Here is a 22,767-nt window from a genome sequence, read left to right as displayed (position 1 = left end):
TATGTTGTCTTTGATTGAACAAATTCGTACTGGTTCGCTCTGGGATTTCCCAGGCGGCGTGCATCCGGCAGAAAACAAAAAGCAATCCAACAAAACTGAATTGGTTCATGCAGCCATTCCGTCGGAAATCGTCCTACCTCTAAAACAACACATAGGTAAAGCAGGTAATCTATTGATTGCTGTTGGCGACAAGGTGTTAAAAGGTCAACAGCTAACGGCGTCAGACAGTGGCTTTACCGTTCCGGTTCATGCACCAACTTCCGGTCAAGTGACGGCTATTGAGCCACGAACCGTTGCTCACCCATCGGGTTTGAGCGAACTGTGCGCAGTGATTACACCTGATGGTAACGATGCTTGGTGTGAGAAAACGCCCGTTGCCGATTACACTCAAGAATCCGCTGATGCGTTAATCGATGTGATTCGCCTTGCTGGTATCTCTGGCATGGGTGGCGCAGGCTTCCCTACTGCTAAGAAGATCCAATCGGGTATCGCACGTACCGAAATTCTTATCGTCAACGCAGCCGAATGTGAGCCTTACATCACCGCCGATGACAAACTCATGCAAGAACATGCTGACGAACTGATCCAAGGGATCGAGATCGTCGAGTATATCCTTAAGCCAAAACTGACCATCATCGGTATTGAAGATAACAAGCCAGCAGCAATCAAGGCGCTGGAACAAGCGGCGATGAACAAAGACATAGTGATCCGCGTTATCCCAACCAAATACCCTTCAGGTGGTGAGAAGCAGCTCATTAAGATTTTGACCAACAAAGAAGTTCCTAGCGGCGCTATCCCTGCCGATATTGGCATCCTGGTTCAAAACGTTGGTTCTCTCTACTCAATTAAGCGTGCAGTGATCGATGGCGAACCTGTAGTAAATCGCATCGTGACTCTGACGGGTAAGACCTTCAAGCAACCACGTAACGTTTGGACGCTTCTTGGCACGCCAGTACAAGCACTTTTAGACGAGTTTGGCTACAAAGCAGATAAAAAGCTGCAGCGTCTGATCATGGGTGGTCCAATGATGGGCTTTACCCTACCTCACGCTCAGGTTCCTATCACTAAAACGGCAAACTGTATTCTGGCACCGAAACGTCGTGAGATCGCCTCTGACCAACACGAAATGGAATGCATTCGTTGTAGCCAATGTGCTGAGGCATGCCCTGCCTCACTACTGCCACAGCAGCTCCAGTGGTATGCGAAAAGCCAAGAATACGACAAGCTGGAAGAGCTGAACTTAAAAGACTGTATTGAATGTGGTGCGTGTGCATTTGTGTGTCCAAGTGAGATTCCACTGGTTCAATATTATCGTCAAGCGAAAGCTGAAATCCGTACTCGCGCTCAAGAAGCGGCAGCCGCTGAACGAGCTAAACTGCGCTTTGAAGAGAAAAAAGCGCGTATGGAACGCGAAAAAGCAGAACGTGAGAATCGCTTCAAGAAAGCCGCGGATGATCGTCGTAAAGACATGAAAGCATCTGGTGGTGACGATGCGATTGCAGCAGCGATCGCTCGTGTGAAAGCGCAAAAAGAGAACGCTGAAGCGAAAGCCGAGCCAGCAGTGAAACCAGCGGTTGCTGCCGCGATTGCCAAAGCAAAAGCAAAACAAGCTGCAGCGGCTCAATCTGGCGCAGCAGAACCTGATAACTCAGAAATGGCGAAGCTACGCGAAGAGCGCAAACGTATTGCTCGTGAGCGTAAAGCACAAAAAGAGCAAGGTGACACATCTGAGGATAATGCTGACGATAAGAAGTCTGCAGTTGCAGCCGCTATTGCCCGTGCAAAAGCCAAGAAAGCTCAGCAAGAAGACACATCAACACCTGCTGAAGCTGGTGACAAGAAAGCAGCCGTCGCGGCAGCTATCGCCAGAGCTAAAGCGAAAAAAGCACAACAAGAGGATTCAACCGAACCTGTAGAATCAGAAACGTCTGAACAGCAAGGCGGTGATCCTAAGAAAGCTGCTGTAGCTGCTGCCATTGCTCGTGCAAAAGCGCGCAAAGCTAAGCAAGAAAACTCTACAGAACCTGTAGAAACGGAAGCTCCTGCTGAACAAGCTGAAGATCCGAAAAAAGCCGCTGTTGCCGCAGCCATTGCTCGCGCTAAAGCACGCAAAGCTCAGCAAGAAGCACAAACAGAGTCTGTTGAAGCGGAAGCGCCTGCAGAGCAAGTTGAAGATCCGAAGAAAGCTGCAGTTGCCGCTGCCATTGCCCGCGCTAAAGCACGTAAGGCTCAGCAAGAGTCACAAGCTGAATCCGTTGAAGAAGCGCCTTCTGAAGAGCCAGAAGTGGATCCGAAGAAAGCTGCAGTTGCCGCTGCCATTGCCCGCGCTAAAGCACGTAAGGCTCAGCAAGAAGCACAAGCTGAATCCGTTGAAGAAGCGCTTTCTGTAGAGCCAGAAGTGGATCCGAAGAAAGCTGCAGTTGCCGCTGCCATTGCCCGCGCTAAAGCACGTAAGGCTCAGCAAGAAGCACAATCTGAATCCGTTGAAGAAGCGCCTTCTAAAGAGCCAGAAGTGGATCCAAAGAAAGCTGCAGTTGCCGCTGCCATTGCCCGCGCTAAAGCACGTAAGGCTCAGCAAGAAGCACAATCTGAATCCGTTGAAGAAGCGCCTTCTGAAGAGCCAGAAGTGGATCCGAAGAAAGCTGCAGTTGCCGCTGCCATTGCCCGCGCTAAAGCGCGTAAGGCTCAGCAAGAAGCGAATAAGAACAATACTGAGGAGAACGAGTAATGTCGTTTTTTATTGCCAGTTCACCACACGCTCACAGCCGTCGTAGTACGCCTGATTTGATGAAATGGGTAGCGCTGTGTGCAATTCCTGGCTTAGTGGCTCAAACCTACTTCTTTGGTTGGGGCACCATCATTCAACTTGTGTTCGCTATTGCGGTTGCGGTGTCGCTAGAAGCGCTAGTCATGCTTGTGCGTAAGCGTTCACCAATGCATGCACTTCGTGATAACAGTGCCATCGTGACAGCATGGTTATTAGCCGTTGCTATCCCACCATGGTCTCCGTGGTGGATCATGGTCATCGGCTTGATTTTTGCCATCGTGATCGCGAAGCACCTATACGGCGGTATTGGTCAAAACCTATTTAACCCAGCGATGGTCGCCTACGTGGTGCTACTTATCTCCTTCCCTGTCCAGATGACAAGTTGGAGCGCACCTGTTTCATTGATGTCTGAGCACGTTAGTTTTGCAGACGCGTTATCTCTGATCTTCACTGGTTATGATTTTGATGGCTTGTCACTACAACAAGTTCGCGCTGGAGTGGATGGCGTGACAATGGCAACCCCATTAGACGCATTTAAAACCGGTATCCACACTGGTGCGACACCAAGTGAAGTGCTATCACAACCTATGTTTGGTGGTCTTGCTGGTATCGGTTGGCAATGGGTAAACCTTGCTTACTTAGTCGGTGGACTGGTTATGATCAAAAAGCGCATCATCCAATGGTACATTCCTGTTGGCTTCCTAGGCAGTTTGGCGCTGTTTAGCACAGTATTTAGCTTAATCACACCAGGAGAAACTGCTTCACCAATCTTCCACCTACTTTCGGGTGCTACGATGTTGGGCGCATTCTTTATCGCAACTGATCCTGTATCAGCATCCACTACCGTGAAAGGTCGTTTGATTTTTGGTGCGCTTATTGGTGCATTGGTATTTATTATTCGTAGTTGGGGCGGTTTCCCAGATGGCGTTGCCTTTGCCGTTCTGCTTGCCAATATGTGTGTACCGTTGATCGACTACTACACCAAACCAAGAACTTACGGTCACTGAGGTAAACATGTTAACCGCTATTAGAAAAAATGGTCTGACACTTGCGATCTTCGCTTGTGCTACAACCGGTCTTGTGGCACTGACTCAGTACCTAACAAAAGATCAAATTAAACTTCAGGAACAAAAGCAATTGCTGTCGGTTCTTAACCAAGTGATTCCGGAAGAAATGCATGACAACAATCTTGTTACAGCGTGTACGATGGTGTCAGCGCCCGATCTAGGTACGGTTCGAGCGATGCCAACTTACATCGCAACTAAAGATGGTCAACCAACGGCAATGGCGATTGAATCCATCGCTCCAGATGGCTACAACGGTGAAATCAAAATCATCACTGGCATCGATAACCAAGGCAAGATCCTTGGTACTCGTATCCTAAGCCATCAAGAAACACCGGGGTTGGGCGATAAAATCGATTTACGTGTTACCGACTGGATTTTGAGTTTCACGGGTAAACAAGTGACAGAAAGTAACTGGAATTCTTGGCGCGTTCGTAAAGATGGTGGCGATTTCGATCAGTTCACTGGTGCTACGATTACCCCTCGCGCGGTAGTGAAAGCGGTAAGAAACACGGTAAACTATGTTAATAAATCTCGTGATGAGATTCTGAACCAGCCCCTAGACTGCGCAGGAGGCAACCATGAGTGAAAATAAACTGCTAATGAAAAACGGCATGTGGAGTAATAACCCAGCCCTAGTGCAACTTCTGGGTTTGTGTCCTCTACTTGCGGTTTCTTCCACCATTACCAACGCGCTTGGTTTGGGTATTGCGACTTTGTTGGTGCTTGTCGGTTCGAACGTGACGGTTTCACTGATTCGTAACTACGTACCAAAAGAAATCCGTATTCCCGTTTTCGTTATGATCATTGCTTCTTTGGTAACTTGCGTTCAACTGCTCATGAATGCTTATGCCTACGGCTTGTATCTATCTCTTGGTATTTTCATTCCTCTGATCGTAACCAACTGTATTATCATTGGTCGTGCGGAAGCTTACGCATCTAAAAATGATCCACTGCCAGCAGCACTAGATGGTTTTTGGATGGGTCTGGGAATGACAACTGTACTGGTTGTACTTGGCGCAATGCGTGAACTTATCGGTAATGGCACCCTGTTTGATGGTGCAGACCTACTCCTTGGCGATTGGGCTGCAGCACTGCGCATTCAAGTATTCCACTTCGATAGCAGCTTCCTACTTGCATTATTACCACCAGGCGCTTTCATCGGGGTAGGACTTTTGATAGCGTTGAAAAATGTTATCGATAGCTCAATTCAGGCACGTCAGCCAAAAGAAGAAAAACCAGCCATTGAGCGTGCTCGCGTAACTAACGCATAATGTAAAAATTCTAAAATCAAGGCTCTACCACTCGTAGGGCCTTTTTCATAAACCGCAAAGACGGGTTTGGAAGTCAGCAATGAACAAAGTCAAAAGAATTGAAATTCTCGAACGATTAAGAGAAAGCAATCCTAATCCTCAAACGGAGCTCAATTGGAGTACTCCGTTTGAACTCCTTATCGCCGTACTACTTTCTGCGCAAGCGACAGACGTAAGTGTGAACAAAGCAACAGACAAACTCTACCCAGTTGCCAACACACCGCAGGGCATTCTTGATTTGGGCGTCGATGGTTTAAAGGAATACATCAAAACCATCGGTCTGTTTAACTCAAAAGCCGAAAACACCATTAAGACTTGTAAGATCCTGCTCGAAAAACACAACGGTGAAGTGCCAGAAGATCGCGCAGCGCTTGAAGCGTTACCCGGTGTGGGTCGTAAAACAGCTAACGTTGTACTGAACACCGCATTCGGTTGGCCAACAATTGCGGTAGATACGCATATCTATCGTGTTTCGAACCGTACAAAGTTTGCGATGGGCAAAACTGTCGACGATGTGGAAGAAAAACTTCTTAAAGTGGTGCCAAAAGAGTTTAAGCTTGATGTACACCATTGGCTGATCCTTCATGGTCGCTACACCTGTGTTGCACGAAAGCCGCGTTGTGGTAGTTGTATCATCGAAGACCTGTGTGAATACTCTCCACCAAAAGAAAGTGTAAAGAAAAAGAAGAAATAAATACACTTAAATCTTTTATGGCTCTTTAATGAGCCATTTTTTTACTTTACAAAACCACCAAGTGCAACCATATTAGATTAATATGTAACCAACTTGCGATTTTGTAATGAATGAATTAAGTGAAAATGTTGCAGTAAAAATTTATAAAGATGCCGATGGGTACAGCTTTCCCCTCATTGTAAGATCTGGTGTATTTCCCGCTTGCTTGTACCTTAATGCTTATCTTAACGGAAACCATAACTCCCCACTTTCGGCAAGAAAGAATAAAGCAAGCACTCAAGCTCCAGCTTTTCATACACTAAAAAAATACGCCTATGAGCTGAAATTTTTATACTGTTATTTTATCGAGCAAGGTATCGATCTTGTTGAGCGTGTCAGCTCTGGTGAATTTCTTTCAAGGCAAGAGGTCGATGATTTTGTTAGATCGTGCAAGCTTTATGCTAATGAAGGCACTATTGATGAAAGTAATACCGTAGCAATTTCTGACAAGCGCATAAGAGATGCCATCCATGCGACTTCACATAGCCAACCACAAGTTTCTGCACACACATTACGTCAACGCTTAATCCGACTTAGAGCTTATATCGAATACTTGTTCGTTTGCCACCACTATGATCAAGAGCCAACTGATACTCAAGTCAGAGTTGACGACCAATTCAACAAGTTTAAGTTATACATCAACACGTTTATTAGTGGCACACGTAAAAATAACACCATCGTTAAAGATGCATTTGAGTCGGTAATACCTTCAGATAAGTTCTTTTATTTGCTTGAAATCATCAAAGAGAGTTCACCTGAGAATCCATTTAAATCCAGCAAATTAAGAAACCAACTCATCATGCAAATCCTAATTAACACAGGGGTTCGTGTTGGTGCGGTTTTAAAGCTAAAAGTCAGTGACTTGATTGACGATTGGGATAACCCTCGCTTCCTATTGACCAGAACTCCCAATGATCCGACTGATCCAAGGTTAGAACGCCCATCAAATAAAACCAAAGCGCTATCGGTTTCTATTTCCTCAGAGTTAATGAAGCTTATCAAGCTCTACATACAAACTGTGCGAGCAGAAAATACAACCACCCGTGAACATGACTTTGTGTTCATCTCAGAAAAAGGGACAACATCAGGGCAACCGCTCACGTATAAATCCATTCACAAAATCGTAGATAAATTTGGTGAGGCATTAGGTATCAAGCTCCACCCTCACAAGCTTCGTCATAAATGGAATGAAGTTTTTGAAGACAAGGCGAGAGAGCATGGGTTAACGCCTGAAAAAATTGAAGATTTACGCAAATATGCAATGGGCTGGGTTGAAGACTCGAAAATGGCATCCGTCTATAACGAATATCAACTGGCGGTCACTGTGGCTGATATTTCCGCTAGAACCCAATCTAAAACTGTTCCGAGGTTAGGAGGTGGTCATGAGTCATAGCCATATCGCAACATTAAAAAAGGAATACGATGGGCAGCGCATATTCAATGTAAGAGAAGATGGTTACTCTTTTGATGTGCTTTCAGATACGTGGGAGCTTGGTTATAAATCCTATTTATATCTAAATTGGATGAATGAACTAAATACTAATACTTATCTGGACTTAAGATTAGCAATAGCACATGCCGCAAAGCATTACACTTATAAGTCTCTAAACAGCCACGTTTGCACCCTCAAATCCATTGTAAAATATCTCGACATTTACGATTTTCAGGCGTGGTGGCTCACACTAGATACTTACAAGAAAAGTGTCAGAGATGGCTTAAACGCCCTATGCCACCCAAGAAATGGTTATACCTGTCATACTCTCCAACCGTTATATGACACAGTTAAAGATGAAAATTTAAAGCGCCAAGGTGTAATGAAAGGCATTCTTGACCCAAAAACGGGTGCTTACAGTGAAGTTGAGCACGACAATATTCTTGAAAGCTTAAGAATTGAAACGAAGCAAGTATTAGACGGGGAAATACTATCGCAACAAAAGTTTACCGCACTACGGAATGTCATAGCCAGTCAGTTACTTCTCGCCCTGATAAGACGACCAACCCAACTTGTGCAACTTAAATGGTGTGATGTTTTACCTGTAGGGGAAACCTTTTTATCTCATAAAGAACCGAACCTTAACTGGAAACCCGTTACTCAACACTTGTTCTCAGATGTGGAGCAATTGCACGTTCGCACCTTTAAAGGCAAGGATGGACAATTTCGAGGTGATGCGGAATCACGCTCACACCGCCTAGAGTCAGACTTTTCTCGACTGCTTTTGCGTTACTATCAGGTTTATGAACACTTCCTTTTACATTCGCTGTCTATACAACACATTACATTAGGTGAAGATGAAACCAAAGAACTCATGAGACGCCTACCTGTATTGCCTGACCAAAGCTTATTTAGCTCTCGTTTTGAATCTAAAGCAGAACTGTTTATCTCCAATAGCGATACCTCAAAAGCCTATCATATGAATTCGGTCAACCTTGGAAAGAATATACGTTATTTATTCGAAAACAAACTCAAGCCAAACAGCGATAGATGTCCAAACGATTCTTTGAATCTTGGTAACAACCGCTGGCGACACACCATTCTCACCCAAGGTGCAAAATATGGGTTAAGCCCTGCCCACCTTGCTGCTATAACAGGTGTCACCATTCAATCGATTACCCCCTATCTTGATTTGAAAACCTCAGAGCGAGTTAAAGTTGATGAGGCGTATGCTGGGAACCATATCATCAAGCGATTTGATAGCCTGTCGGTAAAAGAGTTACAAGCGCACGATGATTTCAAAGTAAAAAGCAGGTTTGATGAAGAAATTGGCCATAAACTCAATCCTGCTAACTGCTCCAGTTGTCAGTCAAAAGGCGGTGCGCCTATGGCCTGTTATCCCTGCGACAACTTTAGACCTCTAGAAACGGCAAACCATCAACAATATCTTGATAAAGCGAAAAGAAAACTGGTGATAAATAGTCAATCAGCACACCCTGCGACAGTCAAACGCCTCAAGAAAATCATTCTTTACATCAAGGCGACTATAGCGATTTGTGAAGAGAGAAAAACGGCTAAGCTTGGAGATGAAAAATGAACACACTCAACCGTTACATAACCAATCAACACGCTTATATCGCCGAAAAGAAAAAACAGCCATTACTTGGTTTTACCGCGCCATCAGGTCAGCAAGCAACGTGGGAGGACATTGCTGTTACCTTTACCAGCAACAAAGGCATCCATATTAACTTCCTTTTTAATAACGATAATCAGCCCAACGCCAACATTAACTCAACTTTTTCTCATAAAGACAGGCTCGATGAACATACGCACCATCTACTCTTTACCTTTGCTCTTGATGTACTAAAAGAAAATATTTCTAACAATAGGAGGAAAGATAAAGTCACTGCGGCAAAAAAACTTCTTATTGCTCTTAATGAAAATGTCGCTTCTTCCAGTCTGGATGAGATTCAAAACACCATTGATGAAATGAAGAATATCCAGTCTCTTTCTGCATTTTTTGAGTGGCTAAAAGCCCATAAGATGCTTCCAGCGAGTATAGCTCCGAACTTAACTAGGGAGATAAACTCAACAAGAGCCAAAAGCGGTGATGACGCTATCGAGGCTGAAAACAGTAAACTGCCTGATGAAAAGGCGTTATTGGCACTCGGGGCGATCTTTTATGATGCAATCCCGCCTTATCAAGACATCAAGAATAAAGAGAACACTAATTCTTGGGCTGCTCTCATCCATCCAACAACGAGTCAACTCGATAGTTATGTTTGCACCATGTCAGCACTTGCGATGTCGTCCCCCAATCGAGCGGCAGCAGAGCAAGTGTTACTAACCAAGCAACGAGTGAAAGCCCATAATGAAGTAGTCAATAACAACATTAATACTGTCTACTACCTTAATTGGCGTGGGTCAAAAGGATATAAAGACTATCAGAATCATATCAATGCTGAAATGGCCGAAAGCCTAGACCGAGCATTACACTATACCGCTCTTGTAACTGAGCCAGCGAGAGTATTAGCAAGGTTTTATCAAAACCCAACCCTAAGTTTAAAAAAGGTGTTAGGTGAGTTTAAGCCAAGTACCAAAAACCTAGATGCACTCAAACCCAACGACAGTAAACCGACCAACCTGATCCAGCTTGGTTTTTTATTGGGCTTTTATGATGACAGCGACGGCTATGCCCGTGTTACGTACGATACCAAGGGTGCGATTGATGCAACAAAACGTAAAAATTTCCCTTTATTTATCAAACACATCACCAAGCTGTTACCACTCGATAAACTAGAAATTAAATCCCGATGTCCTTATGCATCCTTACTTGTTGGCGCTCCTGTCAACGATAAAAAGCAATTGAGTAAATATTTCAATGGTCAAACAGAAATGACGGTTGAGGAATTTCAAAACCATTACATTACTACTAATCAACAAGCTATGTCAGGGTACAATAACGCTAAGACCAAGCGTGTCGATTATGGGCAAGCTTTATTTACCTATACAGAAAAACAAGTAAACACTCGGCAATCCTCTCACTTCCTGTTAGTTCTCATCGAATCTTTAGGTGCTTTTTTTGATAAAAACATCAAAAAAGGCAAAAACGGTTACACAACCATCTTTGAGCGGCATGGTTTCTCAACAGGTTTCGCAATCACCCCTCACCAATTCAGGCATTGGCAAAATAACTACCTAGCCAATAAGGGGTTGCCCCACTTACTCATAACGATGCTGTCTGGCCGTAAAAACCCTGAGCAAACACTCACCTATATTCATACTGCTGATGCCCAAAATGCCTCAGTGATCAGTGATATTTTATATGAAAAAGAAACCGAGGAAGAAGTACAAGATAAGGTTGGCAAACGCCTACAGAGTAAAGCTCAATACGATGATGCCACCGATAACTTAAGCCCAACTTTTGTCAGTGAAGTCGGCTTTTGCACCCAAGATTTAACGTTAACCCCTTGCACTTACATGACGGAATTTGAAACACAATGCACACTCTGTTCATCCTCATGCCATATTGCGCATGATAAAGATGCGATTGAACTACTAAATAAGGATTTAACAATCCAAAAACACAACCTTAAGCAAGTTCAGGAGGCCATTAACTTTGCAACCAGTGAAGGAATGCAGCAATGGTATGAAACCCACTACCAAAATACTTGTATGCTCAAGAGTCTTATTGAAGTGCTATCAGACGACTCCATCAAAGAAGGGGCTATTGTTCGCTTTTTGACTCGTTCAAATGTCATGCGAATTACAGATTTAGAAACTAAGACAGTAACAGAACGCAAGCTATCGCTACCTGATGCGAAAGAAGCTCTTCAAGCGGCTCTTGCTGCAACAAGCAAAACTAATAACGACTCGGCTAAAGATAACTTTTTAGGCTTTTTGGGATCAGTATAGGAAAATACACATGGCAACTAAATCATTAGACACTGATCAACAAATCTCCATTCAAGCATTAATTAGAAGTTGGGAAGGAAAGCTGACTTGGGATTTATTAGTTACGAAGATTGAGTCTAGCCTTGCGATCACTACGACGCGGCAAACACTTGATAAATATCTCAATATAAAAAATGAATACAAGGATAGAAAGCGCTCACTCAAAGGGCAACCTGTTTCCACTGACAATACTGAGCTACTTATCTATCTACAAAAAGATATTGATTTAGCAGAAAAAGTTATTCAACTAGAAGCGGAATTAAAAGTGGCAAAAGATGAAATCGGTTATCTGCAAGCTTTTATTCAAAAAATCGCCAATATCGGTCAAAGCGATCCAAATGTAATGACTATTTTTCAAAGAGCGATGCGGAGTATCGAGGAAAGTAAATAAAGACCTAAACGCAACTCTTTGTGTTTTCTAATCTAATTGAGGACTTATAATGGCAAGTGGTCAGCAGAAAGCGCAGCACAATCTTGAGGCATTTAAGGTTTGGGTAGCAACACAAAACGATGATGATTTTAAACAAATTATCTACCGAGGCCAGCTCAATCGCATCGAAGTCGCGAAAGGGATCGGCTGTGGTAAATCTGCCCTTAACCAAAACCCTGCTCTCAAAGACGCACTCAAAGCATTAGAAGATGAGCTGCGTGATAGAAGCATTCTGCCACCTTTGACCAACTCAGCTAAGAAAAACGAAGGTAAACCAAAAGCCTATGACAATACCGCCAACCGCAAGCTGTTCGACTCAAAACGAGTATCCTCATTAGAGGCTGAAAACATTGAATTAAAAGCTAAGGTAAAAGAGCTGGAAAAACGACTTGAGCGCTTTGGGGAGCTATCAGAGACCCTATCTGAAATGGGGTTGATGCCACGATGAATACTGTCCTACATGAAGATCAGATGCGCGTAACCAGCATTCCGTATCGCTCGACCAAGGTGGTGATATTCAGCGGTGTACCGCTGGCGAAGGACTCTTACAAAATCAACAGTTGGAAGTATTACGTCACCATTATAGCCGACCCTAATCGTATCCCTGTGCAACCCACGTTAGGTCAGCATTGGTCAGTCAAAGGTTCTCGCCAAGTTAAAGCTGTTGAAACTGGCGATTATGTAATGCAGCAACACACGTATGAATCCCCCAAGCATATTGAATGCTCCCTGCCCGAAACAGGTGAGCAACTGATACGATTTATTGCTAAAGAAAATGACTTCAAAGGCATAGGGGAAAACAAAGCCAGAGCGCTCTGGCAGCTCTTGGGGAAAGATTTCCATGCCACATTGAGAAATGACACCCCAGAGTCCAGAAAGCGTCTGACATCGATTCTGAGCGAAGATTCAGTAGAGGCACTCTTTAAAGGGTACGCCAAATATAAAAATCTGGCACATTGCAACTGGATGAGTGAGCACAACATCCCCGCCAGTGTGCAGCAACGGCTGCTCAAGCATCACGGTGAAGCCTCCATAGAGGTAATTAAGGATAATCCTTATGCTTTGATGGATTTTGGTCTTTCGTTCAGTGCCATTGAAGATATTATCAAGGCAACGGATTTTAAGAGCGATGTTGCGAAGAATGACCCAAGAAGGCTCAGCGCTGCTCTGGAAATGGCGATTCGCAAGGAGATTGAAAAAGGTCACACCTATACCACTCATGCCAATGTGCGCCCTTACCTCAACAGGCTACTGAAAGACAAAACACTGGTCACTCAGGCGTTCCAATCAGGTCATGATAAAGCTCAGTACATTTTAAACCCCGACACAGGAACCTACCATCCAACGGCGCAACTTCTGATGGAAAGTGTCGTTGCCAAACGGCTAAATACACTGGTTCAGCGGAATGACTTGTTTGATGAAAACGCCAATGCTGCGTATTGCTCTGCGGTTGCGGAGCTTCCCTACGAATTAATCCCTAAACAAATCGAAGCCGTAACAACGTGTCTGGATAATTCGGTATGCTGTATTACGGGTGGTGCAGGAACAGGCAAGACAACGTTACTCAGAACGGCTCTCAGGGCTTACCATCAACTTGGATTTGAAATACACGCCGTTGCGCTCAGCGGTCGTGCTGCAATGAGACTTCATGAGTCCATCGGTTTTGTTACCTCAACCATTGCCAAATTGCTGTGTGAAGCCCCCATAGAACCCAGTGTCGAGAAAACAAATCACCTACTGGTGATTGATGAGGCAAGCATGATTGACTTGCCAACCATGTATCGTCTTGTGAATCACATTCACCCCTCTGTACGATTGATATTCACTGGCGACCCCGACCAACTTCCACCAATCGGCTGCGGCAAAATGTTGGCAGACATCGTTGAAGCAAAAACGGTGGCTAATACGAAGTTAGATATCGTCAAGAGACAGGAAGGTTCAACGGGTATCCCCGAATACTCAAAGCTCATCAATCAAGGTGTGGTGCCTGATCGATTAAGTACGGGAGCAATACACTTTCACGAAACCAGTAAAACAGACATTGCCAAAGTCTGTTGTGATCTTTACCAACAGTGTCCTGAAAACAGTCGCGTCATGGCTCCAACCAAGGCACTCGTATCAGAAATCAATAAACTCACCCAACAAGCCGTTAACCCAGATAGCACTAGCCTTGAGTTCGAAATCAATGGTGATAAGTTCTTTTTGCCACTTCGCATGAATGATGCCGTGTTATTCACGCAAAACCATTATGATAAAGGCATTCAGAACGGCTCACTTGGCACACTAACCAACGTCAAACCTTCTGGTGATAGTTACGGTGAAGTGACACTAGATACAAGTGAAAAGGTCGAGATTACACAATCTGTACTCGATTGCATGGAGTTGGGTTACGCAATCACCCTACATAAAGCTCAAGGGTCACAGTTTCCACGTATCATCATCGCTCTGCAAAAAGGCAGAATAGTCGATAGAGCATGGCTCTATACGGCAATTACAAGAGCAGAAAGCGAAATTCATATCGTTGGAAGTAGTGATGACATGAGGCAGATCACCGAGGCACCTAGACACTCTCATAAACGGAATAGCTACCTGAAAGAACTGTTGAGTTAGCAGTTTCAAACTCGTTAATTAGATGGTACGCCCCACACCTACGCTAAAATTATCATAGTCGATGAACATTTAGAGGTGCCATCATGTCAGCTATTAAAGTTATTGGTATAGATCTCGGTAAGTCTGTTTTCCATCTAATTGGCCACGACTATTCTGGCCGTGAAGTTTTCCGATACAAATTGACCCGAGCTAAGCTCATTCATTTTATCTCACAGCAAGAATCTGCAACCATAGCAATGGAAGCGTGCTGTGGTGCGCATTGGTTGGCTCGAAAATGCCAAGAATATGATCATAAGGTCAAGCTAATTCCTGCACAGTATGTAAAGCCATACGTTAAGAGCCACAAGAACGATTTCATTGATGCTGATGCCATTGCCGAAGCTGCCACGAGACCTAATATGAGGTTTGTCTCTCCGAAAAGCGAACAAGCTCAAATTAGTACCGTGATTAGGAAAATCAGAACAGGATATATTCGCGAAAGAACCTCCTGTATGAATAGAATCGGATCAATCTTACTAGAGTTTGGTATTAGCTTTCCTCGCGGGCATGCCAATATGAAAATGCTGTTCCAGTGGCTAGCAGATAAAGAGGCTATAGTCCCACCACAGATCATTCTTGAGCTTCGTGACCAATTGGACTACTACAACCAACTAAATGAAAAGATCGCTGTTCAAGACCAAAAACTAGTCGAACTCAATAAAGAAAATGAGCTATATAGTTTACTTCAAACGATACCAGGCATAGGGCCTATGACAGCTTCTTGTTGCTTATCTTCTGTCGGCGACCCAAAAGACTTTGCTAATGGGCGAAACTTTGCAGCATGGATAGGGTTAGTGTCGTTTCAATATACAACGGGAGGAAAGCCTCGATTGCTGGGTATATCAAAGCGGGGAAATAAAGAGCTGAGAGAATTATTTGTCCATGCGGCTAGAGCTGTCATGTGGAGAGATGCTTCTGCGGAGCGTTACTTCGGTTCGTGGCTTATTGATTTGAAGTGCCGTAAACCATTCAACGTTGCCGTTGTCGCATTAGCGAATAAATTAGCTCGCATAGCATGGTCGGTGATGAGCTCTCACAAAGCATTTGAAGTAAAAGCATAACCAAAATTTGCACATGATAAATCAAGATGACAAAACGGTTAGACCACCAGATTGAAGACCTGAGGGGCAGAACAGCATTGAAAGTGCTTTCACGTTTATGAGGACAATCTGGCGCGGATCTCATCGTAGAGCTGGGACTAATGACGGTCTCAAATAGACTCTGAATACATTAGCGCAAACCAACTCTGTTATTTTGCTTAATCACTTGCAAAACGGGGCGTACCATACATTTTGCCCCTTTATTATTCAGAGTAAATACTTATTCATATGTGGTTAACGTTAGTTTTCCCTGCCAAAAGTTATCCGAAAGCGACAGTTCAAAGTACTATTGGCTGATCGTTTTCAGAAGAGTGATTTCGAAACCTTGAGTTTAATTTTGTCGATTTTTATCGTATTGCTAAAAATTATGGCAATGAAATCTAATATCAGTGAGGGATATCAAGATTTTTAAGTTTGTTGGATAACAGTATTCAGTATAATCCCCATTATTTATAGTGACTTATGGTGATTGAATGTCTAAAACAAGAGATAATCATTACGTACCTCAATGGCATCAAAAGGGTTTCTTTAGTGAACGAGAAAATGAGCTTTGCCATCTCAAGGAAAAATCAATTGTATTGCCTAATGGGGACATCAAAATTATCCCTCCATCTAAAAAATGGCAGACTCCGACCCAACGTTTTTATCAAAAAGACCTATATACCACTTTCTTTGGAGATGAAATCAACGATGAGATTGAGAAGAAACTGTTTGGGTATATTGATGACAACGGCTCACATGCTGTAAGGGCGTTTCTAACTGATGATCCAGCTGAGTGGCTTCAGCATTTTGAAAGTTTCTTTTCGTATTTAGATGCCCAGAAAATCAGAACTCCAAAGGGCTTAGATTGGATAAAAAGCCATTATCCAGAGCTTAGTCAAAATGACCTGATGGAAGAAATGCAGTCAGTAAGGTCGTTGCATTGTACTCTGTGGGCTGAGGGAGTACGAGAACTAGTTTCAGCCGAAGATTCAGCGGTTAAATTTATAGTTTCAGACCATCCCGTTACGGTATACAACTATGCGTGCCCACCTGACTCAAAGTTATGTGAATACCCCAACGATCCAGATATTTCCCTAAAGGGCTCACAAACTATTTTTCCATTGGATAAAAATAGATGCTTAATTTTGACCAACCTTGAATATGCAAAAGCCCCTGAATCAGTAGACCCTTTAGAGCCTCGCGCTAACGCTGTAAAGATGCGTCAAAGCATGGTGAATGCAATAGAGTTTATCAATACTCGAAAGTTGTCAGATGAAGAAGTAACCAAGATTAACTATATAATCAAAAGTCGTTCAAATGAGTCTGTAGCTGCGGGCTCTGATGCTTGGCTACATCCTGATAAAGAAGTTGATTGCGATTGGGCTCATTTAAAACATGTATTGTTACCACCACCTAGCGAACTTTATCGTTATGGTGGGGAGATGTTTGCAAAATTTGATGATGGTCATGTTCATTATCAAGACGCATTTGGCCGAAAAAATCCCGAAAGTAGTTATCTCAAAAAGACAATTGATGAAAAAATGCTAGGCCGCAATGACAATTGTGGGTGCGGTAGTGGTAGAAAGTACAAGAAGTGCTGTAGAGATATACCGATAGATAAGCGTTCAACTTGGTCGGTGCTAAGCATTAGGGAACGAAATCTAGCATTGTGTAATGCAATCAGAGATATACTCGGGCTCAACAACGGAAAGTCGTGGGATGATGTTAGGCGCGAACTGTCAGATGATCAGGTGTCAGAAATTTATAGGTTCTATTCCGTATTATGGCCCAATGATACCGATATCTATTCTATGTTGCCTAAACCTGATGGTAAGTTTCGTGGACTTTATGCTGGCCCATTAGATGTTAGAAGGATAGGTATACACGCACTTACTATGGCCCCTCATTTTGAGGAGTTTCTGATTCAACACCCATTTATCAATCCTAATAATGTAAAGCCTGAATTTAGTCCTGTTGAAACACCTAGTAGTTACAAATATCAGGCCCTGAAAGATTTTTACTTCATGTTAACTATTGAGCCATATATTGGTTTAGGGTTGGTAAATCTCATTCCTGATCCTTGTTGTTTCGACTATAGCTTGCATCGTGAAATGCTAGATATGGCAACTTCCAGAAAAGGAACTTTCATTAGTCCGTCAGATCGTCTGCTGTATTTGCATTTGATGACAGAAGACCTTTTAAACTCCACATATTCGAAGCCTAGAGATGTTCGAAAGAGAATGTTATTAAGCGAGTTTCCTCATTTGACGGACAAGCAAGCTGAAGATGTCAGTGATACTTTAGATGAGAAAGCTCAAATTGATCCGTTAATCCCCCTCCAAGACCTAGCCAGTGGACGAGGCGGTCAGTTTATGCCATTTAGCATGGCCCCAAACTACGAGATGGGCTTATTTTTAGCACAAGTAACCGGCTCGGTAATTGTAACCGACAGTGAATCTAGATGGGTTGAGTTTCATGCCGCTCAACATCGGAACCAAGGAATAGTTAATTATCCTTGGAGTGAGGTTTACGATAAAGTCACGATGGCTCCTGTAGACTCTCAAGCATTGAATTCGTTTTGTAAATCAACAAGTGCGAATTTTGTTATGTACCGAGATTGGCTTAAGTCTTCCCATGAGTTAGTAGCTTCAAACAACTCAGAGCAAAATTCACTATTAGTGAAGAAGATGCAGGCGGTTGAACTAGATAAAAAAATCAAAGTTCACGATCTTGGGGGTGATTCAATTAACTTTAAAGCTTTAGTTCCCGAGGGAGGTTTTTATGACAAAAATGTGCAGCGATTACTTCTAAAGTCAAACTGTACTGACTATAACGACAAGGCATTAGCTGTGTATTACTTGTCTTCGTAGCATTTCATTTTTAAGTAAGGAATTGCCACCCAACTTGTAGACCTAAACAAGTTGGGCTTTACCCAAACTCAGCTTATTAATGCCTAACAGTTTAGGGCGACAGCTCTAAACTGTTTCTGTCCAGAACCTTCACAGTTGGCACTTCGTAACACAGAAGTGCCCCAAAATGTGTTTAGAACGCAGTAAAATCTCATAAGAACAATTTGTTCAACAGCCTTTTGACTAAATTCAGGGCATGAAATTCAAGAATCAAACTGTTTCGCAATGGCGTGGTATCTTAAACCTGATTTAAGCACTTAAGTGTTACACAGACTCTCATGATCTTGATTTACAGTATTCGGGGGAATTTCATTTTTCTAATGGTAACTTTTGAGTACGTCATAGAGGATTGCTTAAATGCCTGCTTAAGACGTTTGTTAGCCATCTTTATTTTACTAAGTCTACGTTGTTCAATTACTTCTTTCACATCAATCTTTGGCGCATCTTCTGATTCAACTTTTTCCACTTTCAATTCCCAATAACCGATCCCGTATAGGACAAAATCATGCAGTTCTTCGTCCCAATATAAGCGTTTCTGTATGCAATTTAAGCATCTATTCATACAATAGGCAAAGTCACAGGTCATTTTGGGATCGATACGTCTGCTATTGAGATAAAACCTAACAAGGCAGCATGCTTTAGAATTCGCAACAACCAGACTCTTTCCTAAAACAGGAACGAAGTCGTTATAACTAGTTATACAGTCGCTTTGAAACTGTTCTCTCCTTTTATTTTTGCGTAAAATATGCCCATAGAGTAAAAGGAATACCAAATGAAAAACAGATGGTTAGGTATGGCTTGTGTGCTTCCCCTATTGGTTGCGTGCAATAGCGAAAGTTCAGCAATTAAGGTGTCTAGCGAGACGGTCTCACAAAAGCAAATCGATACGATTGTGTCGAATATCAATGAGCTTTACCCAGAAGCAACTCCAGATCAGAAACAGAAAGCGGCAGAAGTGGTGGTCCGAGCGATTGAGAACATGGTGTTCGTTGAAGGCGGAAGCTTCGATATGGGTGATTTCAAGATGGATTGTGATTTTCCAACGAAAACTGAAAACCGTTTAGATTGGTCTCCTGATGCGCAATGTTTTAACTTTGCTACCAACCTTTCTGGTGCGCAACATTTACATAAAGTCACCCTCGATTCTTACTCTATGTCTAAATATGAGACCAGTTTTATGGATATGGAATGGATGCGTCAAATAAATGGATTACCGGTAGCCCTCACTAACTTCATTAGTGTAATTCCTTTGAAGACAAAGCCTATGGAGCGGACAGATGAAAAATATAAGAAAGCTATTGAATACAATTTGAAAAACAATGAGGCTGCATATACAAAATCTTGGCAAGAGGCAAAGGATTACTGTCAGTGGTTGGGCAAAGTTTCCACTTTAGAATTTGATATTCCGACAGAAGCGCAATGGGAGTTTGCGGCAAGGAGTCGCGGACAGCATTATTACTATGCAACCAATGATGGTTATCGTTCCATTCGGGAAGGACGACATTTTGACCCGAATATTGGTAAGTATGTCGATATAAAGCCCTCAGAAGTAAATAGTGGCACTAGCAGTGAAGAATATATTGGCCAATGGCCAGCAAATCCTCTGGGGGTATATGGGATGAGTAATGGTATTCAGGAGTGGGTTAATGATTGGTATGCAAAAGAGTATTACCTAAACTCACCTGAACACAACCCGCAAGGACCGGAAAATGGTATTCAAAAGGTCGTTCGAGATGGTGGAGGAGTAAAAACCTTTGACCGTTTTGGTAAAGATCCTGTTCTTGACGCTTACTCCCCAACCCACAGCTTCCGTTGTTCAGTTCAACAACCAAAACCACTTACAGAATAGACAAGATATGAGCCAACACATTTCCCTCCTGTCTACTCAAACAGTATTGTCATTTCATCCCTAAATAAGCACCACATGCTTAAACTCACTTGTGCACAGTCTCGCCTCCTCCCTAAACAAAAAACAGGAACGCCGTCGTTATAACTAGTCATACAGTGCCTTTGAAACTGTTCTCATCTTTTATTTTTGCGTAAAATATGTACATAAAGTAAAAGGAATACCAAATGAAAAACAGATGGTTAGGTATGGCTTGTATGCTTCCCTTATTGGTTGCGTGCAATAGCGAAAGTTCAGCAATTAAGGTGTCTAGCGAGACGGTCTCACAAAAGCAAATCGATACGATTGTGTCGAATATCAATGAGCTTTACCCAGAAGCAACTCCAGAGCAGAAGCAGAAAGCGGCAGAAGTGGTGGTACGAGCTATCGAGAACATGGTGTTCGTCGAAGGCGGAAGCTTTGATATGGGCGATTTCAAGATGGATTGTGATTTCCCAACAAAATCTGAGAACCGTTTAGATTGGTCTCCTGATGCGCAGTGTTTAAGTCATTTTGCGAGTAGTATGTTTGGTGCTCAGTACTTACACAAAGTGACCCTCGACTCCTATTCGATATCTAAGTATGAAGCAAGCTTTATCGATATGGAGTGGATGCGACAGATTAATCAACTACCAGTAGGTGCGAACAAATGGGAAGGCTACGCACAACTTAAAGATATCGTCCAACGCGACACAGAAGAATACTCTGAGTTAATGAAATGGCATTATAAAAACCACAAACCAGCTCAAACAAAAACTTGGCAAGAGAGCAAAGACTACTGTCAGTGGCTTGGGGAAGTTTCAGGCTTGCCTTTTGATCTTCCCACAGAGGCGCAATGGGAATATGCCGCACGAAGTCGTGGACAGCATTACTATTATGCGACCAATGACGGTTACCGCTCTCTTTCTGAAGGGCAATATTTCTCTCCAACAGCGGAGAGATACGTAGATGTAAAGGCATCGGAAGTAAATACTGGCAGAAGTAGCGAGGAATATATTGGACGTTGGCCATCTAATCCGCTTGGTATTTATGGAATGAGCAATGGGATTTATGAGTGGGTTAATGATTGGTACGAAAAAGACTATTACCTGAGTTCAGTGGAAGCGAACCCTTTAGGTCCAAAAACAGGAACCCAAAAAGTTATACGTGACAGCGTAAGCAACAAAATGACCTTTGGACGTAGCGGACAAGATATAGAGTCGGATACCTATAATCCAAGCTTGAGCTTTCGTTGTTCAATTCAGAAACCGAAACCAATAACGAAGTAAATTTAAACTGGCCTACGGGGCCAGTTTGTTTATGTTTATGCGTAAGGGTAGCTACCGTTACTACCAAATAGCGAAGCATATTGTTGCTGTACCCGTTCCCTTTTTAGAGTAAAAGCACTGTTATCGTAGGGAGTAAATGGTGCCCCTGCAACTTTATCTGCCGAGTTCGTTTCTGCTAAGGTCGCTACCCAATTATTGAACTGAGTTTGTTGCTTACCGTCAAGTAAGGCATTAATACGTTGAATGTTTTCAAAGAGGACCTGCTCACCTGCAGCTTTTTCTCCTTTGTCATTCATTCGCGCAAGAATTTCTTCAAACTTGTGCCAACTATAGGTACTTTCTTCGAGTAGTTTACAAATCGCCGCCTCTTGCTTCTCTTCCCAGTTAAATGTGAAGGTCCGAGTTAATGTATCTAGCATTCTGCCTATCGCCTCGGGAAGAAGCTGATCAAAAGGTACCCCACTACGTGCCAAATCGTTCAGCACTCTGTCAGCTAAAGTAATTGCCTCTGCTTCTAGGTCAAGCCTTTTTTTCCGAGCAACCCTAATTTTTTCTATAGTGTCCTCGCCTTTAGCAATGGCATTTTTTAATGCATCGTGTGGGGCAACAAAACCTTTGGCAAGGGCAAACGCAAAGTAAGTAGCGTCAACTAAATATTCATAAGCCAGAGAATTAATGTTTTGTAGCATCCGATAATCCACATATTGAAGTCCTTGCCAGATTACTTTCGCTAGACTCCAAATTTCTTCTGCGTTTATAGCGACAGAAAAGCCACCGCCGCCGCCAGCCCCCCAAACCAGTTTGGCTGAGATTTTAAGGAAGAACTTTGTACCATCTAAATAGAGCTCAAAATCTGCGTTATAACCACCACCAACGGAAACATTGCCTTCAGTCTGAATTTCAGCCAAAGAGTTAAAGTTTGTGATTTTATCGTTTTCTGGTGCTTTCCATTGAACTCCACCTGCAAACTCACCACTTAACTGGCCACCACCAAAAACACTGGCCTTGATGCCTATTTGACCGCCTCCTGCGTTGCCCATGCTCACATGAGGGTCAAACAATATCCCTACATCATCACCAGTTTCCGGTCTTCTGTTACTGATACCTGCTTTTGCTTGAGCAACCACGCCCACAAAACAACCCACTTTCATTTTGGCATTAAATCGGAAACTACCAAAGGAGTGCACAGCTGGTTGACCATTTGCATCGGTGTAGTTTAGGCATGGCGTATAACCCGCATCGCTTGGTAAAAAGCGCTCAACAGTTATAGCAGCTTCAAAA

15 protein-coding genes and 1 pseudogene are annotated in these 22,767 nt (G+C 43.1%); 15 read left to right on the top strand and 1 reads right to left on the bottom strand.

Going from position 1 to position 22,767, the window contains the following annotated elements:
- The first annotated feature begins 1 nt into the window (after position 1).
- The 15 genes from rsxC to OH459_RS16995 all read left to right on the top strand — a co-directional run bounded on the left by rsxC (position 2) and on the right by OH459_RS16995 (position 21,486).
- A complete protein-coding gene (gene rsxC / locus OH459_RS17065) occupies positions 2-2,728 on the top strand; it encodes an electron transport complex subunit RsxC (protein ID WP_269987804.1) in 2,727 nt (908 codons plus the stop codon).
- Positions 2,728-3,774 carry an electron transport complex subunit RsxD gene (gene rsxD / locus OH459_RS17060; protein WP_269987803.1) on the top strand — a complete coding sequence of 349 codons (1,047 nt, stop codon included), beginning with the start codon at positions 2,728-2,730 and terminating at the stop codon, positions 3,772-3,774. The genes rsxC and rsxD overlap by 1 nt, the downstream gene beginning before the upstream one ends.
- Positions 3,775-3,781: 7 nt before the next feature.
- Positions 3,782-4,420: an electron transport complex subunit RsxG gene (rsxG, locus tag OH459_RS17055; RefSeq protein ID WP_005444679.1), complete on the top strand. Its 639-nt coding sequence runs from the start codon at positions 3,782-3,784 to the stop codon at positions 4,418-4,420.
- On the top strand, positions 4,413-5,105 hold the full coding sequence (locus OH459_RS17050; RefSeq protein WP_009698515.1) for an electron transport complex subunit E: 693 nt from the start codon (positions 4,413-4,415) through the stop codon (positions 5,103-5,105). Before rsxG ends, OH459_RS17050 begins: the two co-directional genes overlap by 8 nt.
- A gap of 79 nt (positions 5,106-5,184) precedes the next feature.
- Positions 5,185-5,838, top strand: a complete 654-nt coding sequence (gene nth, locus OH459_RS17045) for an endonuclease III (RefSeq protein ID WP_269987802.1) — start codon at positions 5,185-5,187, stop codon at positions 5,836-5,838.
- Positions 5,839-5,944: 106 nt separating this feature from the next.
- The gene (locus OH459_RS17040; RefSeq protein ID WP_269987801.1) at positions 5,945-7,270 is read left to right on the top strand and encodes a site-specific integrase; all 1,326 of its coding nucleotides are present in this window, start codon (positions 5,945-5,947) and stop codon (positions 7,268-7,270) included.
- The gene (locus OH459_RS17035) at positions 7,260-8,906 is read left to right on the top strand and encodes a hypothetical protein (RefSeq protein ID WP_269987800.1); all 1,647 of its coding nucleotides are present in this window, start codon (positions 7,260-7,262) and stop codon (positions 8,904-8,906) included. The genes OH459_RS17040 and OH459_RS17035 overlap by 11 nt, the downstream gene beginning before the upstream one ends.
- Entirely contained in the window at positions 8,903-11,224 is a 2,322-nt protein-coding gene (locus OH459_RS17030) for a hypothetical protein (RefSeq protein WP_269987798.1), read from the top strand. The genes OH459_RS17035 and OH459_RS17030 overlap by 4 nt, the downstream gene beginning before the upstream one ends.
- A 10-nt stretch (positions 11,225-11,234) precedes the next feature.
- Positions 11,235-11,654 carry a hypothetical protein gene (locus tag OH459_RS17025; protein ID WP_269987796.1) on the top strand — a complete coding sequence of 140 codons (420 nt, stop codon included), beginning with the start codon at positions 11,235-11,237 and terminating at the stop codon, positions 11,652-11,654.
- A gap of 49 nt (positions 11,655-11,703) precedes the next feature.
- Positions 11,704-12,141 carry a VPA1267 family protein gene (locus tag OH459_RS17020; protein ID WP_269987794.1) on the top strand — a complete coding sequence of 146 codons (438 nt, stop codon included), beginning with the start codon at positions 11,704-11,706 and terminating at the stop codon, positions 12,139-12,141.
- Positions 12,138-14,303 carry an AAA family ATPase gene (locus OH459_RS17015; protein ID WP_269987792.1) on the top strand — a complete coding sequence of 722 codons (2,166 nt, stop codon included), beginning with the start codon at positions 12,138-12,140 and terminating at the stop codon, positions 14,301-14,303. The genes OH459_RS17020 and OH459_RS17015 overlap by 4 nt, the downstream gene beginning before the upstream one ends.
- Positions 14,304-14,386: 83 nt before the next feature.
- The gene (locus OH459_RS17010; protein ID WP_269987790.1) at positions 14,387-15,403 is read left to right on the top strand and encodes an IS110 family transposase; all 1,017 of its coding nucleotides are present in this window, start codon (positions 14,387-14,389) and stop codon (positions 15,401-15,403) included.
- Between the two features lie 512 nt (positions 15,404-15,915).
- Positions 15,916-18,294 carry a DUF4238 domain-containing protein gene (locus OH459_RS17005; protein ID WP_052439717.1) on the top strand — a complete coding sequence of 793 codons (2,379 nt, stop codon included), beginning with the start codon at positions 15,916-15,918 and terminating at the stop codon, positions 18,292-18,294.
- 811 nt (positions 18,295-19,105) lie between these two features.
- Positions 19,106-20,182: a formylglycine-generating enzyme family protein gene (locus tag OH459_RS17000; RefSeq protein ID WP_045379144.1), complete on the top strand. Its 1,077-nt coding sequence runs from the start codon at positions 19,106-19,108 to the stop codon at positions 20,180-20,182.
- Positions 20,183-20,406: 224 nt separating this feature from the next.
- A complete protein-coding gene (locus tag OH459_RS16995; RefSeq protein ID WP_045379147.1) occupies positions 20,407-21,486 on the top strand; it encodes a formylglycine-generating enzyme family protein in 1,080 nt (359 codons plus the stop codon).
- A 35-nt stretch (positions 21,487-21,521) separates the two neighbouring features.
- Here OH459_RS16995 and OH459_RS16990 read toward each other — a convergent pair.
- A pseudogene (locus OH459_RS16990) lies at positions 21,522-22,767 on the bottom strand (LysM peptidoglycan-binding domain-containing protein); the annotation flags it as partial.

Source organism: Vibrio sp. MM46 (assembly GCF_027587135.1).
Lineage (GTDB): Bacteria > Pseudomonadota > Gammaproteobacteria > Enterobacterales > Vibrionaceae > Vibrio > Vibrio harveyi.
This window is presented reverse-complemented; position numbering and strand designations above follow the sequence as displayed.